General features: G+C 30.2%; 21 protein-coding genes and 1 tRNA gene. 12 read left to right on the top strand and 10 right to left on the bottom strand.

Features of this window, described 5'->3' with window-relative positions; translation table 11 throughout:
• Positions 1 to 24 precede the first annotated feature (24 nt).
• From ACQY2P_RS08805 to ACQY2P_RS08795, 3 genes are read right to left on the bottom strand one after another with little or no spacing between them, the layout of a single operon-like run.
• Positions 25 to 456, bottom strand: coding sequence for a cupredoxin domain-containing protein (locus ACQY2P_RS08805; RefSeq protein ID WP_428324927.1), 432 nt, complete (start codon positions 454 to 456; stop codon positions 25 to 27).
• A 2-nt stretch (positions 457 to 458) separates the two neighbouring features.
• The gene (locus ACQY2P_RS08800; protein WP_428326255.1) at positions 459 to 719 is read right to left on the bottom strand and encodes a heme transporter CcmC; all 261 of its coding nucleotides are present in this window, start codon (positions 717 to 719) and stop codon (positions 459 to 461) included.
• Positions 720 to 774: 55 nt separating this feature from the next.
• Positions 775 to 1,398 (bottom strand): histidine phosphatase family protein, encoded by a 624-nt coding sequence (locus ACQY2P_RS08795; protein ID WP_428326254.1) that lies wholly within the window; start codon positions 1,396 to 1,398, stop codon positions 775 to 777.
• 51 nt (positions 1,399 to 1,449) lie between these two features.
• Between ACQY2P_RS08795 and npdG the strand changes: the two genes are divergently transcribed.
• Genes npdG through ACQY2P_RS08780 form a run of 3 tightly spaced genes read left to right on the top strand, consistent with a single transcriptional unit; the run spans position 1,450 to position 2,755 of the window.
• Positions 1,450 to 2,121, top strand: coding sequence for an NADPH-dependent F420 reductase (gene npdG, locus ACQY2P_RS08790; RefSeq protein ID WP_428326253.1), 672 nt, complete (start codon positions 1,450 to 1,452; stop codon positions 2,119 to 2,121).
• Positions 2,122 to 2,181: 60 nt separating this feature from the next.
• Positions 2,182 to 2,370 carry a hypothetical protein gene (locus tag ACQY2P_RS08785; protein WP_428326252.1) on the top strand — a complete coding sequence of 63 codons (189 nt, stop codon included), beginning with the start codon at positions 2,182 to 2,184 and terminating at the stop codon, positions 2,368 to 2,370.
• A complete protein-coding gene (locus tag ACQY2P_RS08780) occupies positions 2,354 to 2,755 on the top strand; it encodes a pyridoxamine 5'-phosphate oxidase family protein (protein ID WP_428326251.1) in 402 nt (133 codons plus the stop codon). Before ACQY2P_RS08785 ends, ACQY2P_RS08780 begins: the two co-directional genes overlap by 17 nt.
• Here ACQY2P_RS08780 and ACQY2P_RS08775 read toward each other — a convergent pair.
• The gene (locus ACQY2P_RS08775) at positions 2,749 to 3,924 is read right to left on the bottom strand and encodes an aminotransferase class I/II-fold pyridoxal phosphate-dependent enzyme (RefSeq protein ID WP_428326250.1); all 1,176 of its coding nucleotides are present in this window, start codon (positions 3,922 to 3,924) and stop codon (positions 2,749 to 2,751) included. The two genes, ACQY2P_RS08780 and ACQY2P_RS08775, sit on opposite strands and share 7 nt — an antisense overlap.
• 44 nt (positions 3,925 to 3,968) lie before the next feature.
• On the opposite strand from ACQY2P_RS08775, the gene ACQY2P_RS08770 reads away from it, so the two are divergent.
• Positions 3,969 to 4,043: transfer RNA gene (locus tag ACQY2P_RS08770), tRNA-Arg, on the top strand.
• 42 nt (positions 4,044 to 4,085) lie between these two features.
• Entirely contained in the window at positions 4,086 to 4,577 is a 492-nt protein-coding gene (locus ACQY2P_RS08765) for a hypothetical protein (RefSeq protein ID WP_428326249.1), read from the top strand.
• Here the strand turns inward: ACQY2P_RS08765 and ACQY2P_RS08760 are convergent.
• A complete protein-coding gene (locus tag ACQY2P_RS08760; RefSeq protein ID WP_428326248.1) occupies positions 4,541 to 5,134 on the bottom strand; it encodes a hypothetical protein in 594 nt (197 codons plus the stop codon). The genes ACQY2P_RS08765 and ACQY2P_RS08760 overlap by 37 nt on opposite strands.
• A gap of 118 nt (positions 5,135 to 5,252) precedes the next feature.
• On the opposite strand from ACQY2P_RS08760, the gene ACQY2P_RS08755 reads away from it, so the two are divergent.
• Together ACQY2P_RS08755 and ACQY2P_RS08750 are read left to right on the top strand one after the other, a co-directional pair.
• Positions 5,253 to 5,492, top strand: coding sequence for a hypothetical protein (locus ACQY2P_RS08755; protein WP_428326247.1), 240 nt, complete (start codon positions 5,253 to 5,255; stop codon positions 5,490 to 5,492).
• Positions 5,493 to 5,517: 25 nt separating this feature from the next.
• Positions 5,518 to 6,165 carry an SDR family oxidoreductase gene (locus tag ACQY2P_RS08750; protein ID WP_428326246.1) on the top strand — a complete coding sequence of 216 codons (648 nt, stop codon included), beginning with the start codon at positions 5,518 to 5,520 and terminating at the stop codon, positions 6,163 to 6,165.
• Between the two features lie 2 nt (positions 6,166 to 6,167).
• On the opposite strand, the gene ACQY2P_RS08745 is transcribed toward ACQY2P_RS08750, so the two are convergent.
• Together ACQY2P_RS08745 and mtnA are read right to left on the bottom strand one after the other, a co-directional pair.
• The gene (locus ACQY2P_RS08745; RefSeq protein WP_428326245.1) at positions 6,168 to 6,806 is read right to left on the bottom strand and encodes a PqqD family peptide modification chaperone; all 639 of its coding nucleotides are present in this window, start codon (positions 6,804 to 6,806) and stop codon (positions 6,168 to 6,170) included.
• 39 nt (positions 6,807 to 6,845) lie between these two features.
• Complete coding sequence (gene mtnA, locus ACQY2P_RS08740) at positions 6,846 to 7,838, bottom strand: S-methyl-5-thioribose-1-phosphate isomerase (RefSeq protein WP_428327288.1); 993 nt, start codon at positions 7,836 to 7,838, stop codon at positions 6,846 to 6,848.
• Positions 7,839 to 8,021: 183 nt separating this feature from the next.
• On the opposite strand from mtnA, the gene ACQY2P_RS08735 reads away from it, so the two are divergent.
• Positions 8,022 to 9,017 (top strand): SIS domain-containing protein, encoded by a 996-nt coding sequence (locus ACQY2P_RS08735; RefSeq protein WP_428326244.1) that lies wholly within the window; start codon positions 8,022 to 8,024, stop codon positions 9,015 to 9,017.
• 75 nt (positions 9,018 to 9,092) lie between these two features.
• Positions 9,093 to 9,971 (top strand): glycosyltransferase family 2 protein, encoded by an 879-nt coding sequence (locus tag ACQY2P_RS08730; RefSeq protein ID WP_428326243.1) that lies wholly within the window; start codon positions 9,093 to 9,095, stop codon positions 9,969 to 9,971.
• Here ACQY2P_RS08730 and ACQY2P_RS08725 read toward each other — a convergent pair.
• Positions 9,968 to 10,801 (bottom strand): N-acetylneuraminate synthase family protein, encoded by an 834-nt coding sequence (locus ACQY2P_RS08725; RefSeq protein ID WP_428326242.1) that lies wholly within the window; start codon positions 10,799 to 10,801, stop codon positions 9,968 to 9,970. The two genes, ACQY2P_RS08730 and ACQY2P_RS08725, sit on opposite strands and share 4 nt — an antisense overlap.
• 48 nt (positions 10,802 to 10,849) lie before the next feature.
• The gene (locus tag ACQY2P_RS08720) at positions 10,850 to 11,350 is read right to left on the bottom strand and encodes a KdsC family phosphatase (RefSeq protein WP_428326241.1); all 501 of its coding nucleotides are present in this window, start codon (positions 11,348 to 11,350) and stop codon (positions 10,850 to 10,852) included.
• Between the two features lie 193 nt (positions 11,351 to 11,543).
• On the opposite strand from ACQY2P_RS08720, the gene ACQY2P_RS08715 reads away from it, so the two are divergent.
• From ACQY2P_RS08715 to ACQY2P_RS08705, 3 genes are all read left to right on the top strand, one after another.
• Positions 11,544 to 12,659 (top strand): sulfatase family protein, encoded by a 1,116-nt coding sequence (locus ACQY2P_RS08715; RefSeq protein WP_428326240.1) that lies wholly within the window; start codon positions 11,544 to 11,546, stop codon positions 12,657 to 12,659.
• A 97-nt stretch (positions 12,660 to 12,756) separates the two neighbouring features.
• Positions 12,757 to 14,016 (top strand): hypothetical protein, encoded by a 1,260-nt coding sequence (locus tag ACQY2P_RS08710; protein WP_428326239.1) that lies wholly within the window; start codon positions 12,757 to 12,759, stop codon positions 14,014 to 14,016.
• Positions 14,017 to 14,060: 44 nt separating this feature from the next.
• The gene (locus tag ACQY2P_RS08705) at positions 14,061 to 14,744 is read left to right on the top strand and encodes a cytidylyltransferase domain-containing protein (protein ID WP_428326238.1); all 684 of its coding nucleotides are present in this window, start codon (positions 14,061 to 14,063) and stop codon (positions 14,742 to 14,744) included.
• Positions 14,745 to 14,754: 10 nt separating this feature from the next.
• Here ACQY2P_RS08705 and ACQY2P_RS08700 read toward each other — a convergent pair whose 3' ends face one another.
• Complete coding sequence (locus ACQY2P_RS08700) at positions 14,755 to 15,546, bottom strand: NTP transferase domain-containing protein (protein ID WP_428326237.1); 792 nt, start codon at positions 15,544 to 15,546, stop codon at positions 14,755 to 14,757.
• Positions 15,547 to 15,548 lie beyond the last annotated feature (2 nt).

Genomic DNA, 15,548 nt, shown 5'->3' with positions numbered 1-15,548 from the left:
CCAGTGATTCTGATAAAAGCGTTATCAAGAGTGTGGTTCCTCCACAATTAGTGTTCCACGCATGTTATAGTGAATTAATCCACAATATTCTCTGCATTGAATATCATGTTCTCCAACATCAGTTGGTGCAAACCAGACAGTGTTAACTCTACCAGGAATTGCATCCATTAAAACTACATAATCGTGAATGTTAAAAGAGTGATTTACATCTGTTGAATGTATTTCAAATTTGTAGGCTTTGCCTTTTTCAACATGTAATTCACCAATTTCTTTAGTACCATCTTCATGTTCAAAAGTCCAGAACCATTGTTGTCCTGTTACTTTGATAATTTCAGCACCTTCTGGAACATGTTCAACTAGTCTTTCTGCTTCCCATGCTTCTGCACCTACCCAACACATTATAGCGACTACAACGCCAACGTAAATCCATTCAGGCCAGTTAGAATGTCCACCCATTTCTACCAGTCAGTCCCCTCATATTGTGTTGGTTTTGCTTTTGGATGAGATTCTCTGAATCTCCAAACTTGCCAAATCATAGTACCTGATACAACTGCACCTACGACAAATGCAATAGTCATCATTCTAAAGAATAAATTCCAAATAATCACTCTACGATCAAGATATTCACCGGGTTCATCACCTGCAGCAAATGCGTACTCTACTGCAGGAACTATTACCATAACGGCCAATACTAAGAATAACCCGACTATTCCCTTCATAGTGAATGACTGTCGTGACCTTTGATTTCTATTTAAGGGTTTTCAAGATTATTAGCTACCAACCTTGATCGAAGCGAGTTGGATGCATTACGTTAAGTCCGGAAATAGAGAACTTTCGTTTGTTCTCTCTAAAGAGATTCAGTGATGCATTTGCTATGATTAATTCAAAGAGGTTAGTAGGGGATAGGTCTACAACTGTTGAGAGCATTGCCTTGATAGGATCCATATGAGTTACCAGTACAACATTTTCATCAGGATGGTTTTCAATGACATGATCTACAATTCCTAAAACTCTTTTTTTTACTTCATCAAAAGTTTCAACACCGTTGTGAGCAATTTCAAGATCACCTTGATAGAATTTCATAAAGACATTTCCATGATCATTAAAAATTTCATCATATGCCATTCCAGTGAATTTTCCCATATCAAGTTCAATTAATCGATCATCAATTGTAACATCAAGAGAATTGTGTTTTCCCACAATTTCTGCAGTATGTTGTGCTCTTTGGATTGGACTCGAATAAATTGCAGAAATGTTCATGTGTTCAAGTAGTTCAGCAGTATGTTGTGCTTGTTGTTTGCCAACATCAGTCAAAGGAACACCTTCTGTTCTTCCTGCCAATATTCGATCAGTATTATTTTTGGCCTGACCGTGTCTAAGGAAAATTATTTGGCCCAATATAATCGAAATTCAAATAGAGATAATAATAACATTGTCTGTAGTTAATTGATGAAAGTAGGAATTATTGGCGGAACTGGCGGAATGGGTAAAGGTTTTGCATTAAGATGGTCTCAAAATCACGATGTAATAGTTGGCTCTAGAGATGCTATAAGAGCATCAGAATCAGCTACAGAATATACAAACTTGGCAAAAGAAGCATTTGGTGAAATTAAAGGAAGTATTTCTGGAAACGATAATGTTTCAGTTGCAAAAGAAAGTGATGTATTGATTTTATCAATTCCATATGAGAACATTGATTCTGTATGTTCAGGAATATTACCAGAAGTTAGTGATAATTGTGTTGTAGTATCACCAATTGTTCCAATGACTAAAACAGATGTGGGATTTGAGTGTGTTTCAATCAAAGATAACAAACCATTCTCATACAAACTTGTATCAAACCATATGAAAAATAAATCAAAATTAGTATCTGCTTTTCATGTAATATCTGAAAAGAAGCTTGTGAATCCAACTTTGGAGTTAGATTATGATATTTTTGTTTGCGGAGATGACAAAGAAGCAGTAGGTGTTGTGAATACACTAATTGATGAGATTAAGGGATTAAGATCAATTTACTTGGGACCAATAGAGTTATCATATTTGGCAGAGATGTCAACTCCATTGTTACTCAATGCAATGATTCAAAACAAGATAAAAAATCCTGGAATCAAAATTATCTAAGTCTGATATTTTATCATGAGCCACGAGTATTATAGGCGAGGCAGAAATTGGTATACTGCCATGGGGGTTTTATTTTCTGTCATGGCAGGAATTGTTCTAATTAGACAGTTATTGGTATGGGGACCAGAATTTGTTGGAGATTTTCTGTTTAATGGAGAAATTACTAATGAAAAAGTTTCGATGATTATGTTGGCATTTGGTATTTTTATGATAGCATTAGGATTTAGAAAACATGAGCAAAAAAGATGAATTTCTAAAAACACAAAAGATTTTGCGTTTAGCTACTATTGGAAAGAATAAAACTCCACACATTGTTCCTGTTTGGTATAGGTATAGCGGAAAAAAATTCTATATCGGTACAAACATCAAAACTCAAAAAGCAAAAAATCTAAAGAAAAACAAGAGAGTTTCTTTTTGTGTAGATACAGGAATTAATGCACCAAATATCTATGGGGTTATGGGACAAGGAAAATCAAATTTAATCCTAGAAGAAGAAAAAGTAAAAAATATTGCAAAAAATATTCTTTTACGATATTTCAAAACATTAGAGAACAAATCAGCAAAAAAATTGCTTGATGATACTGATTGTATTATAGAAATTATTCCTGAAAAGATTTCTGTATGGAGTTATTGACTAACAAATTCTTCAATCTTGTTCATTGCAGAATCTAAAACTTGAAGACTAGGAAGATAAACTAGTCTGAAATGACCACTACCATATTGTTCTCCAAAACCAGAACCATGTACTGTCAACACACCTTTTAATTCCAAAAGTTTTGTAACAAATTCCTTGTCTGTTCCAAATCTATTGTCTTCAATTTTTGGAAATGCATAGAATGAGCCTTTTGGATTAGGACAAGAAAGTCCTGGCATCTCGTTTAGTCGTTTTACAACCAAGTCTCGACGTTTTTTAATTTCAGAAACAAAATTAGAGATGTAATCCTGAGGTCCACGTAGGGATTCCAAGGCAGCATGTTGAACGGGTAGGCTCGTTGCAATTCGAACTCTGGCCAATTTTGGGAGGTTTTCTCTTATTGCATCAAGTTTTGGCGAGTTGTTAAATGCGATATATCCAATTCTCCAGCCAGACATCAAGTGGACTTTGGAAAAACCATTTAGGACAATTACCGGAGAATCTCCTGCAACTTTACCAATTCCAACAAATTTTTCATCAAAGATGATTTGATCATAGATTTCATCACAAATTATGTAGAGATTATGTTGATTTGCAATATCTACTAATTCTCTAAGTGATTTTTCATTAAACACAACACCAGTAGGATTATTTGGACTAATCAAACAAATGGCAACAGTTTTTGAAGTGATTTTGGATTTTATATCATCAATGTCAGGAGTAGAATTATCCAGGTCAACACTAAATTCTACAGGTACTCCACCATGCAATCTAACATAGGAAGCATATGGAGGATAATATGGTCCTGGAAGTAATACTTCATCTCCTTCTTCTACAATTGATGAAATAACCATGTCTAATCCTTCAGAGACACCATTTGTAACTAGAATCTCATCAGCAGAAATTGACAATCCTTTAGCATTTTCTTTTTTAGCAATCTCTTGTCTTAATTCTAAAAGTCCTTCAGAAGTAGAATAGTAATTTTCACCATTGTTAATTGCAGTAATCAAAGCTTGCTTAACATTATCAGGTGGTTGAAAACCAAATTGAACAGGATCACCTATATTGAGATAATCTACTTGCATTCCTTTTTGTTGTACTTTTCTTGCAGCAAGAACAATATCTCTAATAGCATACTCTACACCTGCGACTTTTTTTGATACCTTCAAAGTATCTAGACAGATATTTAGGCCTGTTAAATTCTTACTTGTTTGGACTCGTTGCACAGCCTGGATAGTGCGGGCGGCTTCGAACCGCCAGGTCGAGGGATCGAAGCCCTCCGAGCCCTTTAGATTATCTTATTAAGCAAATAATTTTCCACAAAAATGAATTGAAAGTATCATTATTCAAAATTGGATTAACTTTAGTAATTGTGGGAATGATTTGGATATCAATAACTTTTGCAGATACTGAAAAAATTCAAGAGCAAACAATTCTAAAACAATCAAGTTCATTTGAATTAAAATCACAATTTACAGGTACAGATATTGGATTTTACAAAGTTTACATGCCAGAGTTTTCAGGCCAAGAAATATTCATTCAGATTCTAAACGTAAAAGATAATGTCATTCAAGAACAAATCATTCAAACAAAAATGTCAGTAGGGTATTTTGATTTTAGTGAAGATGGAGTATATACTGTTAAAGTAACAAACTTGGCAAAAAACCAAGTTAATTTGGAGATAGAATTCGGAAATACAAATTCAAAGGAGATGATCCCTCCAGGAATATTGATTCTGATTGGTTCTATTGCTATGATAGTAATGTCATATCTTAAAATCAAAAATTACAAAATGGCACAACCTGATGAGAATATCTCATAAACAGGAATACATTGAATTGTGTGTCCAAAAATTAAAACTAGATTAAATCCTAACCATATTGTAAAGAACAAAAATGTTACAATTGAGAAAGGCAATAATAAGTTGAGTTTAGTGTGTTCTCTGTTTTTTAAAATTAACAAACCACCAAGTGAACCAAGAACTAGTCCTAATTCTAATGGTTGATGAGACCAAGAGATCAATCCATCAATTCCAAATACTTCATGAGACAATGAATCTCCAAATCCCGAAATTATTTGAATAACAGAACCAATCATTACTAGTTTAACTCCTGTCTTTAGAGAACGATGAATTGATTTTCTAATTATCAAAATACCACCAAGTACTGCAGCCACAGCAGTCATTGAAACTCCAGCATACACAATCATGTGAGATGGGCTCCAGAAAAATTCAGGTTCTTTTTGTAGATGAGATATTGCATCCCAAAATCCTGCTGAAACTGTAATGACAGGACCAATTACAGATAGAATACATATGATATGTACAAGATTATCAGATTTTACAAGTGTAGAGTTTGAAATTCGTTGGATTAATCGCATTTACTCGCACTCAATAAAAGGAGTATTTGAAATATTGTAAAAATATCAATTTGAAAAAATTAACTTTGTGGCTAATTTTTAGAATTAACTATATTAGATAAAGCAATCTAGGGATTTTATGAGTCCTGGAATTGGATTAATGAAGAGAAGACTAGAAAAAGAAAAAGATGCTATAGCTCTTGCAGTTTCAGGTATTGCAAAAAAATATGATGTTGCTCCAGATACAATTGAAACTCTAGAAACAAAGTATCACGATGATGCTGGAGATTGGTATGTTGCATTAGGTTGGAATGAGAAAAAGGCAATAATACAAATGGACTCAGTTCAAGGAACAATAACTGAAATTAAAGAAATTTAATTATCAAAGAATATTTCAAAATATTATGACTAGTGCAATTGTTTTAGGAGGTTCAAGAGGCATAGGAAAAGCAATATCAGGATCACTAAAATCATTAGAAATTGATGTTTTTGCTGCATCAAAAAATGATATTGATACCTCAAATTTATCTAGCGTAAATGAATTTGTAAAAAATCACAATCAAACAGACATTTTAGTTCTAAATACAGGAGGGCCTGCCCCAAAACCATTTGCAACAATCACAGAAGAAGATTGGAAATTATATCATAACCAATTATTCTTGGGGTTTGTTACAATTTTACAAAATATCAAGATCAATGATGGGGGATATATTTTCCTTATTAGTTCAAATGTCATTAAAGAGCCAAATTCAAAATTAATAATTTCATCAGCTTATCGTGCAGCATTTGTAGAAGTATTCAAAGTATTAAGTAAAGAATATGCTGAAAACCAAATCAGCTGTATCAATATTGCACCAGGACCAATAAACACAGATAGAACTCAGGAATTAATAGAAAATGTTGAAGAATACAAAAAATCTTTGCCTATGAAGAGACTTGGAGAACCCGAAGAAATTGGAAACTTTGTAAAGTCAATTATTCAAAACGAAATAAAGTATTTGTCAGGAGTTACAATAAACTTTGATGGTGCAAATTCAAACTATATTTTCTAAAATTATTTTTTAAATTCAACATTTGGAGCATCTGGTTGACCGGTAATTGCAATTAGTCCACCATCACGTAATTGTTGTAATAACTGCATCACTTCTTTTTCAACTTGATTTCTTTGTAGTCCTGTTTGTTGAGCAAAGATTTCAACTAAATCAGTAACTTTACGTTGTCCGTTACAAGATTTCCAGAAGTCAACAATTGCTTGATTTACCATGAATCCCTGATCATGTTCATTTGCTAATACCATAGAACCATCTTCTTGTTGAACTAGTTTTCCAACACCTTGAGGTAATGCTGTTTCATAATTAATTGGTGCAGGAGTATTCATTCCAGCACCCATGTTTTTGATTTTAATTTTTGCTTCTTCAGACATTTTATCCATTGACCATGGAGGATCCCATACGATATCAATATTGACATTGTTTACTCCTGGAACTTTTTTGACAAATCTTGTTGCATCAGAAACCAGAGTTTCATGAAGAGGACAACCTTGAGTAGTCATTGTCATTTTGATATTTACGTCATTATTTTCTGCCACATCAATTCCATAGATTAGTCCCATTTCTACAATGTTTAGAGGGACTTCAGGATCCATACATTGTTTTAATGAATCTTCAATTGCCTGTGGAGAAATTGTACTCATATTGTTAAGAGCAATTTGAAAAACAATAAAAACTTTCTATTAATTAGCTGCAAATAATTTTGGAATAGATTCTTCATAGGGGGCAGCAGCCACACCTTTTTCAGTAATAATTCCAGAAATAAGTTCTGGAGGAGTCATATCAAATGCAGGATTGATAACTCCTATATCATCAGGTGCAGTCTTTTTTTCACCAATTCCAGTAACCTCAGTGCCTTTTCTCATTTCAATAACAACATCTTCAGCTTTTGTGTCTAAATCAATGGTAGATAATGGTGCTGCAACATAAAATGGAATTCCATGTTGTTTTGCCATTGTAGCCACTTGATAAGTTCCAATTTTGTTAAAGACATGACCAGTTTTAACAATTCTATCTGCTCCTACCACTACTTTATTCACTAAACCATTTGCCATAGAATAACCAACTGCTGTATCAGGAACCAAACTAACATCAAATCCATCATGTTTTAATTCAAATGCAGTTAATCGTGAACCTTGTTGAATAGGTCTAGTTTCAGTTGCTATTACTTTGACATTTTTTCCGCTCTCTCTTGTGGCTCGAATAACACCAAGTGCTGTTCCATACGCAACAGTGGCTAATGCACCAGCATTACAATGCGTCATGATAGTATCATTATCATCAAAAAGTGTAGAACCATTCTTTCCCATTGCTTTGTTTATTTCAATATCTTGATCTGCCATTTCTTTGGCAGTAGAAATAACTAATTCTTTAATTTGTTCAATTGAGTTTCCTGTTTTTGCAACATTCATTATTTTTTCTAATCCCCAACCGAGATTTACTGCGGTAGGTCTAGTAGCAAAGAGAATTTTTCTTGCTTCTTCCAAATCAGAAATAAGTTCATCTTTTGTTGTAGATTCACTTTGCAAAACAGCCAATGCTAAACCAAATGCACCTGAAACTCCAATTGCAGGTGCTCCTCGAACAATTAAAGTTTTGATAGCATTTGCAACTTGATTAAAATCATCATATTCTACAAAAACGAGTTCATTTGGAAGTTTAGTTTGATCAATCATGATGACTTTATTATTTTTCCATTCAACGGTTTTCAAAGAAGCAATATTTTGTTCATTATTTGTAGACAATCAAAAATTGTGAAATTAAACCATTTTTTAAATCAACCCATTTTATGAAGAGAATTTATCAAATGTTATATTCTTTATGTTATGGATTATAATCACTTGCTTAACTTAGAAGATTTGAAAAGAATAGACTCACAGAATATGTATGCTGTTTATGACAGATGGGCAGATATTGCAAAAGAACATTTTGAGCAGAATTTTGAATCGGTTGATCTAGATAATTTAAATCACATTGTTTTTGCAGGTATGGGAGGATCAGGAGCAATAGGAGATATTTTTTCATCAATTTTATCAAAAACCAATATTCATGTTAATGTGGTAAAAGGATACTTACTTCCAAAAACTGTTAATTCAAATACATTAATTGTAGCTACCAGTGTTTCTGGAAATACTCAAGAAACTCTTACAGTATTAAATGCCGCAAAAGAATCAAGAGCTAAAATTATTTCCTTTTCAAATGGAGGACTGATGGAAAGAATTTGTGAGAAGAATTCTATCAATTACAGACAAATCAAAATGCATCACTCACCTAGAGCATCTTTTACAGCATTTTTGTATTCAATGTTAAATGTATTAAAAGAACCATTATCTATCAAAAATAAAGACATTGTTGAATCAATAAATCAAATAAAATCATTACAAGCAATTATTTCATCAGAAAATCTTTCTGAAACTAATTCTGCTTTAAATTTAGCAAATTGGATGAATAAATTACCTTTAATTTACTATCCATGGGGATTAGAATCGGTAGCAACCAGATTTAAAAATTCTCTTCAAGAAAATGCAAAACAACATGCCATGATTGAAAACATAATAGAAACATGCCACAATGGAATTGTTTCATGGGAAAGAAAATCTGAAGTACAACCCATATTAATTAGAGGGAGAGATGATTATATCAAAACAAAAGAAAGATATGAAATTTTAAAAGAATTCTTTGAGCAAAAAGAAATTGAATATAAAGAAATAATGTCTATAGAAGGTAGTATTCTAACAAAAATTATCAATTTGATTTATCTTTTAGATTATTCTACAATATACAAATCTGTTTTAAATCAAATTAATCCATCACCGGTAAAATCAATAGATTTTATCAAATCAAAATTGACATAACAAATGATTTTATTAAAAATCAATTAAGATTAAGTTATCAATAATTTTAATAATAGACAAAAAAAAGAAATTATATTGAATATAGCAATTGGCATTCCAGCTTTTAATGAAGAAAAATCAATTGCGTCCATTATTTTACAATTGAAAAAGAAATATCAAACAATAATTGTTTGTGACGATGGATCATCAGACATGACAGGAGATATTGCAGATAAATTAGGTGTAATTCTCATTACGCATAAAAAAAATCTAGGTTATGGAGCTGCAATAAGATCAATTTTTTTGAAAGCAAGAGAATTAGAGATCGAAGCATTAGTAACATTTGATGCAGACGGTCAACATAGAGTTGAAGATATTGAATCGATGTTAAAGCCAATTGAGAAAAATAAGACAGATATTGTTATTGGCTCTCGTTTTATGGAAGACAATTCAAATGTTCCAAAATATAGAAAAGCAGGAATTAAAACCATTACAGGTTTAACAAATGTTGCAACAGGGTTAAAGATTTCAGATTCTCAAAGTGGTTTTAGATCTTACAACAAAAAAACACTTGATAACATAAATCCTTCTGATTTTGGAATGGGAATATCTACTGAAATTTTGATTAAAGCAAAAAAAATGAATCTGAAAATCATGGAAATTCCAATAGTTATTTTGTATGAAGGGGATACTTCAACTCATCACCCTGTATCTCATGGAACATCAGTAATTTTGAGTACTATGAAATATGTGTCCATAGAAAGACCGTTATCATTTTATGGAATACCAGGGTTTGTGTTATTTAGCATAGGAATTTTTTTCTCAGTTTGGACATTACAGATTTTTTCTGAAAGTAGACAAATTATTACAAATATTGCATTAATTGGAATGGGAGGATTGGTTTTAGGAGGACTTTGTATAATGACAGCTATTATTTTATATTCAACAGTAAGTGTGGTAAGAGAGAAAAATTAAGTTAAGATTTGCCTTAGTTTTTTCATGTTTGGTAATTCAGAATCCCAAATTCTTTTTTTCCCATCACCCATTATTTCATTTAAAGTTCTAATGTCACGAACTAATCGTTTCATTCCTTCTGGTTCAAGAGATGCAGCCTGATCGTGTCCATACATAGTTCTATCTATTGTAATATGTCGTTCTATAACAACAGCACCCAACATTACTGCCGCAACTGAAATTAATGATGCACCAGTTTCATGTCCACTATATCCAACATTACATTTGAATTTTTTTGCTAATATTGGAATAAGATTAAGATTAGCTTCATTATTTTTCATGGGATAAGAACTATTTGTATGTAATAATTCAAAAGGGCATTTTGACATTCTAAAAATTTTTACAGCTTTCTCAACATCTTTTAAAGTACTCATTCCGGTTGAAATAAAAGTATGTTTTTTTTCTTCTGCAATAATTTTCAGTAATTTTTCATGTATTAACATTGCAGAGGAGATTTTATTGTATTTTGTTTTAAATTTACGCATATGTAATTGGCTACCTACATCCCAACATGAAACAAACCATGGAATTTTCTTTTTTTTGCAGTATCGGTCAATTTCCTTAAATTGTTTATCAGAAAATTCGCGATTAAGTCGCATTTCTCTTTGAGTAGTTCCCCAGGGGCTATCTAAGTAAGAATTTAGAAAGTCAGATGTGTAAATTTTCTCTACATTTTTTTTCTGAAATTTTACTGCATCGAATCCTGCTTGAACTGCAGCATCAATAATCTTTTTTGCAATATTCACATCACCAACATGATTTGTGCCTATTTCGCCTATAATGAAAACCATATACTATATCAAAAAAATTTGTATAAAAATCTATGATAGTTAATATTCTTATTTTTTGTCAAGAATAAGATCTGTAATTTCTCTTAAAACACCCTCTCCACCTTTTAATTTACAAATATAATCAGAGTTTTTTTTAATTATTTCCATTCCATCGTTAGGAGTAGCTGAAAAGCCAACTTGCTTCATTATTTGAAGATCGTTAATATCATCACCAATATATGCTAGATTATTTTTTTTGAGGTCATATTTTTTACATATTTTTGGAAGTAATGATTCTTTTTTAGTAATTCCAATATAGACATCATTAATCTTTAATTTTTTTCCTCTTGATAAAACGATTTTAGACTTTTCTTTAGTAATAAAAATTACAGGGATGTTATGATATCTCAATAATTCCACAGCCATCCCATCTCGAGTATTAAATTTTTTCAAAGTTTCTCCTTTTTCTGAATAATACATCCCTCCATCAGTTAGAACGCCATCAACATCTGTAAGAATTGCTTTGATATGCTTGTATTTTTGTTTAAGATTAGATTTAGTGTTTATCATTTTTGTTTTCTTGGTACTAATAGTACATAGTACATAATAAATTAAAGGAATTAGAAGTGTTACAAATTTTGCTGTATTCAAAATATTCAGTATTTAAAAAAATAACAAATCATGTAATCTCACATTTTAAGTACTATACAAAAAGATTGATACATAACAGTGTGTGGATTATAATATAAGAAGAGGTGTTGATGTGAAACCTAACATAATATTTGTTTTATTAGATGGAGCAAGATCGGATAGAATTTTAAATTCAAAAGAATTTGCACAGTTATCTAAAGAAGGAACAATATTAAACAATATTTCTACTGCAATACCATATACAATAGGTTCTGTAAATGTAACTTTTTCTGGATTATATGGTAAAGAGAATGGGATTGATGCATATTACAAAATGTTTCGCTTGAAAGAATCAATAAAAATTCTTCCAGAAATTTTAAAAGAAAATGGGTATTTTACAGCATGTGATTTGTTATCTAACAAAATAGTAGCTAAGAGAGGTTATGATATACATCAAGCACATGATGAATATACTGATGATTTGACAATTCGACATCCAGAATTTATTAAAAATTGTTATTCACAGTGTAATGGGAAACCATTATTCATGTTTTTACATTTCACCAGGATCCATACAATTACAGTTTCTGAAGTTTTAAAAAAATTTGAATGGAACGACAAAGAGTTTTACAATAATAAAGATGAAAATTTAAAAAAAATTGATGCAGTATTTGACGAGTCTGCAAAATATGCTTTAAGAATTAAAAATACTATTAAAGAAATGGGTATTAATGATAACACCATACTAATCTTCTTTTCAGATCATGGAACAGGTATAGGTGAAAGGTTTGGTGAAAGAAATTATGGTTCTTTCACATTTGAAGAAACTATACGTACATTTTTTTTATTTTCTGGAAAGAATATCATTTCAAATAGATCATCTGATTGTTTACGAGAGACTATAGACATATTTCCTACAATTCTTGATCTTGTAGGCATAAACACCCAACTTGAAAGACCAGGAGAAAGTTTTTCAGATTTTCTTGTGGATGACAATATAGAATTAAAAGGAAAACAATTCACATTTTCAGAAACAGGAGCCCTGCACGGTCCATACCCTTCACCTAAAGAACCGAATGTATTTTGTATAAAAACACCTCAATCAAAGTTAATGTTTTTAAAAACTCCAAATGAATGGAAATTTTTTGATTTAAAAAATGACCCAAATGAATTGACCAATATCTTTGATGAAAATAATTCAAATCATGTTAAATTAAAGAAAAAACTTCTAGAATGGATTAATAGATAAATAATTAATAATTTGAAAATTTTGTTTAATCAACAAAAAACTCAATAATGAGATTTTTATGTATTACATGATTAAGTTGAAAATATTAATTGTTACTATGATTGATCCAAAAAAATTTCATCCACGAACCTATATTTTTAAAAAAATAATTGAAAATTTAAAAAAGAAAATCAATGTAGACGTATGCTGGATAATTTGTCAACCAGATAAATTTTCCATTTCAGAAAATGAACAAAATTCTATTTATGATATACATTCTTTTTCTAATGCAAATGACATTATTAAAAAAATTAAACCAGATGTAATTTTTGTTGATAAAGACAAGGATTTAATTCAAAATGCAATCACAACTGCAGCCAAACTTCAAGAAATACCCATAATTGCTAGGCCATCAATGATAAATTATAATCCAACACTTGAAAATAATTCTTCAAAAAATATCAAAATAAGAAATTTTTTCTCTACTCAAGTTCCATCTGATGAGTCAAGCAGAGGATTTATGCGACGTGGTAAATTTTTCTTTTATAAATTTTTATTTTTAATTCATACCAAAATATCTATAAAAGAGAATTTTTTTAATATAATTTCATCAAGTTTAAACGAATTTTTCCATATTGCAATATCACGTAATCAGTCTACATTAAATCCAAATATTGATCTACACTTAATTGTAAATTCAGAACAAGCAAATAATTATGAAAAATTTGGAATAAAGAAATCTAATCTAAAATTGGTAGGGAATATTTGGTTAGATCGTTTTTTTGAAATTATTGATTCAAAAGAATTAGAATTACAAAAAAATGTCAAAATACTAATAATTTCATCACCTCTTTTTGAACATGGAATATGGTCATCAAATCAAAGAGAGGATTTTTTATCAGAATTATTTTCAATTCTTAATGCAGAATCAAAATTTTCCATTTCCTTAAAAATTCATCCAACATCTGAAAGTCAAGAGTATTACAATAATCTTTTAAAATCTAAACATATGAAAATTCCAATTTTTCAATCTGAAGAATTATTGGAATTAATACCCAATTATGATCTTTTCATAACTTATGGTGCTTCAAATGCATTAACTGAACTTGCTTTCTGTCAAAAAAGAGTAATCAACATTCCATTAAAACAACCAATTGAATCTAAACCGTTAGTAAATGAAGCGATTTTTTGTGGATTTATTAAAAAATGTGATAAATTACAAGACCTTCTTTTCACGATAAATAATTCTCTCGAAATAGTTCCAAAACCAAATGAAGATTATTTAGATATGAGAGAGAAATTCTTTTTTAATTCAGATGGCAAATCAGCTGAAAGAGCTTCTGATGCAGTAATGGAATTTTTAAGTAAAACACATTAAAAACAGAGTGTACTTAAATGTAATATTAGGAATGATTTGTAATATTGAAAATTCTTTCTATTATTCCAGCTAGAGGCGGTTCAAAAGGACTAAAAAATAAAAATATCAGATTGTTATTAAGAAAACCCATATTACAATATTCAATAGAATCATCTCAAAAATCAAAATATGTGACAAAAACAATAGTAACTACAGATGATCAAAAAATTTCATCAATAGCAAAAAAACTTAATTGTCAAGTAATCATAAGGCCAAAAAAATTAGCTACAAATAAAGCCAAATTAGAACCTGTAATTTCACATGTTTTACAAAAATTAAAAATTCAAGAAAATTATATACCTGATGTTATCATTCTTTTACAAAATACGTCACCGCTTCGAAATCACATACATATTGACCAAGCAGTTAGAAAATTTCTTAGAAATGATTTTACTTCGCTTTTGAGCGTATATAGATCCCATAGTTTTTTATGGCAAATAAGAAAAAATGGAGCAATTCCTCTTAATTATAATCCAAAGAATAGGCCAAATAGACAAGATATGAATAGTGAATTTCTTGAAAATGGAGCAATCTACATTACAAAATATTCTGCTTTTCTTAAAAGTAAATGTCGAATATCTGGAAAGATTGGACTATATGTAATGAACTCTGATGATTCTGTCCAAATAGATTCACTAGAAGAATTGGAAATAATTAAAAAAATTATAAAAAATAGAAAGTCTGGTTAGTAATTTGTTTTTAATTTTTCAAATTATAGAATTCAGAAATAGTATTATTTTTAATTTTCTTTTGATATATTTCAAAGTCATGAATAGTATCAAGTTCCAACCAGCCATTTTCAATAGGTACAGACTTTATTTTGTAATTTTCTTTAATTAAACCCTGAAGAAAATCAGTCATGAAAGATTTTTCAAAAGGAATTTCAGAATTTAAAGGATTAATTCCATTATCATTTGCAAATTTTTTCATTTTATTATAATAATTCTGCAATATAGAAATTCCATTATTTTGGAATTTCATTAGTCCAATATATTGAGCATGAATATTTTTTAAAGAATCGACTCTTTGTCCTATATTTTTTATATATCCATTCTCAAGAATCAAGCTTTCTGCATCATCAAGAATATTTTCAAATCTAATTTTCCAATATTTTTCCCAGGACATATCCACCACCACTGAAACATCATCATTAGAATCAATTAATTTTTCAAGTACTTGTTTTTCAAAAACAATATCACCATAGGATATTATTGTAGAATCAGTAAATTTTTCCTTTGCACAAAACAATGTTTCTACCATATTTGTTTTATCATACACATGATTATGAAAATAGTTTAAGTTAGGAAAAGATATTTTTTCATGACAATATCCGGTAACTATTGAAATGTCAGAAATTCCACATTTTTGAAGAGTATCAATTTGTATTTCAATTAAACTTTTTTCAAATAATTTAACCATACATTTGGGATTGTTTTTTGTTAAAGGTAGTAAACGCTCACCTTTTCCAGCAGCTAAAATTATGGCATTCAATT

This window comes from Candidatus Nitrosopumilus sp. (genome assembly GCF_965262695.1).
In the GTDB taxonomy this organism is placed as follows: Archaea; Thermoproteota; Nitrososphaeria; order Nitrososphaerales; family Nitrosopumilaceae; genus Nitrosopumilus.
Note: the sequence above shows the minus strand (reverse complement) of the source record. Positions and strands in the feature narration are given on the sequence as shown.

Excerpts from the sequence above, each read along its gene's own strand:
- ACQY2P_RS08780 (WP_428326251.1), top strand. The coding sequence starts at position 2,354 with ATGAGCAAAAAAGATGAATTTCTAAAAACACAAAAGATTTTGCGTTTA.
- ACQY2P_RS08745 (WP_428326245.1), bottom strand. The coding sequence starts at position 6,806 with ATGAGTACAATTTCTCCACAGGCAATTGAAGATTCATTAAAACAATGT.
- ACQY2P_RS08750 (WP_428326246.1), top strand. The coding sequence starts at position 5,518 with ATGACTAGTGCAATTGTTTTAGGAGGTTCAAGAGGCATAGGAAAAGCA.
- ACQY2P_RS08725 (WP_428326242.1), bottom strand. The coding sequence starts at position 10,801 with ATGGTTTTCATTATAGGCGAAATAGGCACAAATCATGTTGGTGATGTG.
- ACQY2P_RS08710 (WP_428326239.1), top strand. The coding sequence starts at position 12,757 with ATGATTGATCCAAAAAAATTTCATCCACGAACCTATATTTTTAAAAAA.
- ACQY2P_RS08785 (WP_428326252.1), top strand. The coding sequence starts at position 2,182 with ATGGGGGTTTTATTTTCTGTCATGGCAGGAATTGTTCTAATTAGACAG.
- ACQY2P_RS08720 (WP_428326241.1), bottom strand. The coding sequence starts at position 11,350 with ATGATAAACACTAAATCTAATCTTAAACAAAAATACAAGCATATCAAA.
- ACQY2P_RS08760 (WP_428326248.1), bottom strand. The coding sequence starts at position 5,134 with ATGCGATTAATCCAACGAATTTCAAACTCTACACTTGTAAAATCTGAT.
- ACQY2P_RS08800 (WP_428326255.1), bottom strand. The coding sequence starts at position 719 with ATGAAGGGAATAGTCGGGTTATTCTTAGTATTGGCCGTTATGGTAATA.
- ACQY2P_RS08755 (WP_428326247.1), top strand. The coding sequence starts at position 5,253 with ATGAGTCCTGGAATTGGATTAATGAAGAGAAGACTAGAAAAAGAAAAA.
- ACQY2P_RS08805 (WP_428324927.1), bottom strand. The coding sequence starts at position 456 with ATGGGTGGACATTCTAACTGGCCTGAATGGATTTACGTTGGCGTTGTA.
- mtnA (WP_428327288.1), bottom strand. The coding sequence starts at position 7,838 with ATGATTGATCAAACTAAACTTCCAAATGAACTCGTTTTTGTAGAATAT.
- npdG (WP_428326253.1), top strand. The coding sequence starts at position 1,450 with ATGAAAGTAGGAATTATTGGCGGAACTGGCGGAATGGGTAAAGGTTTT.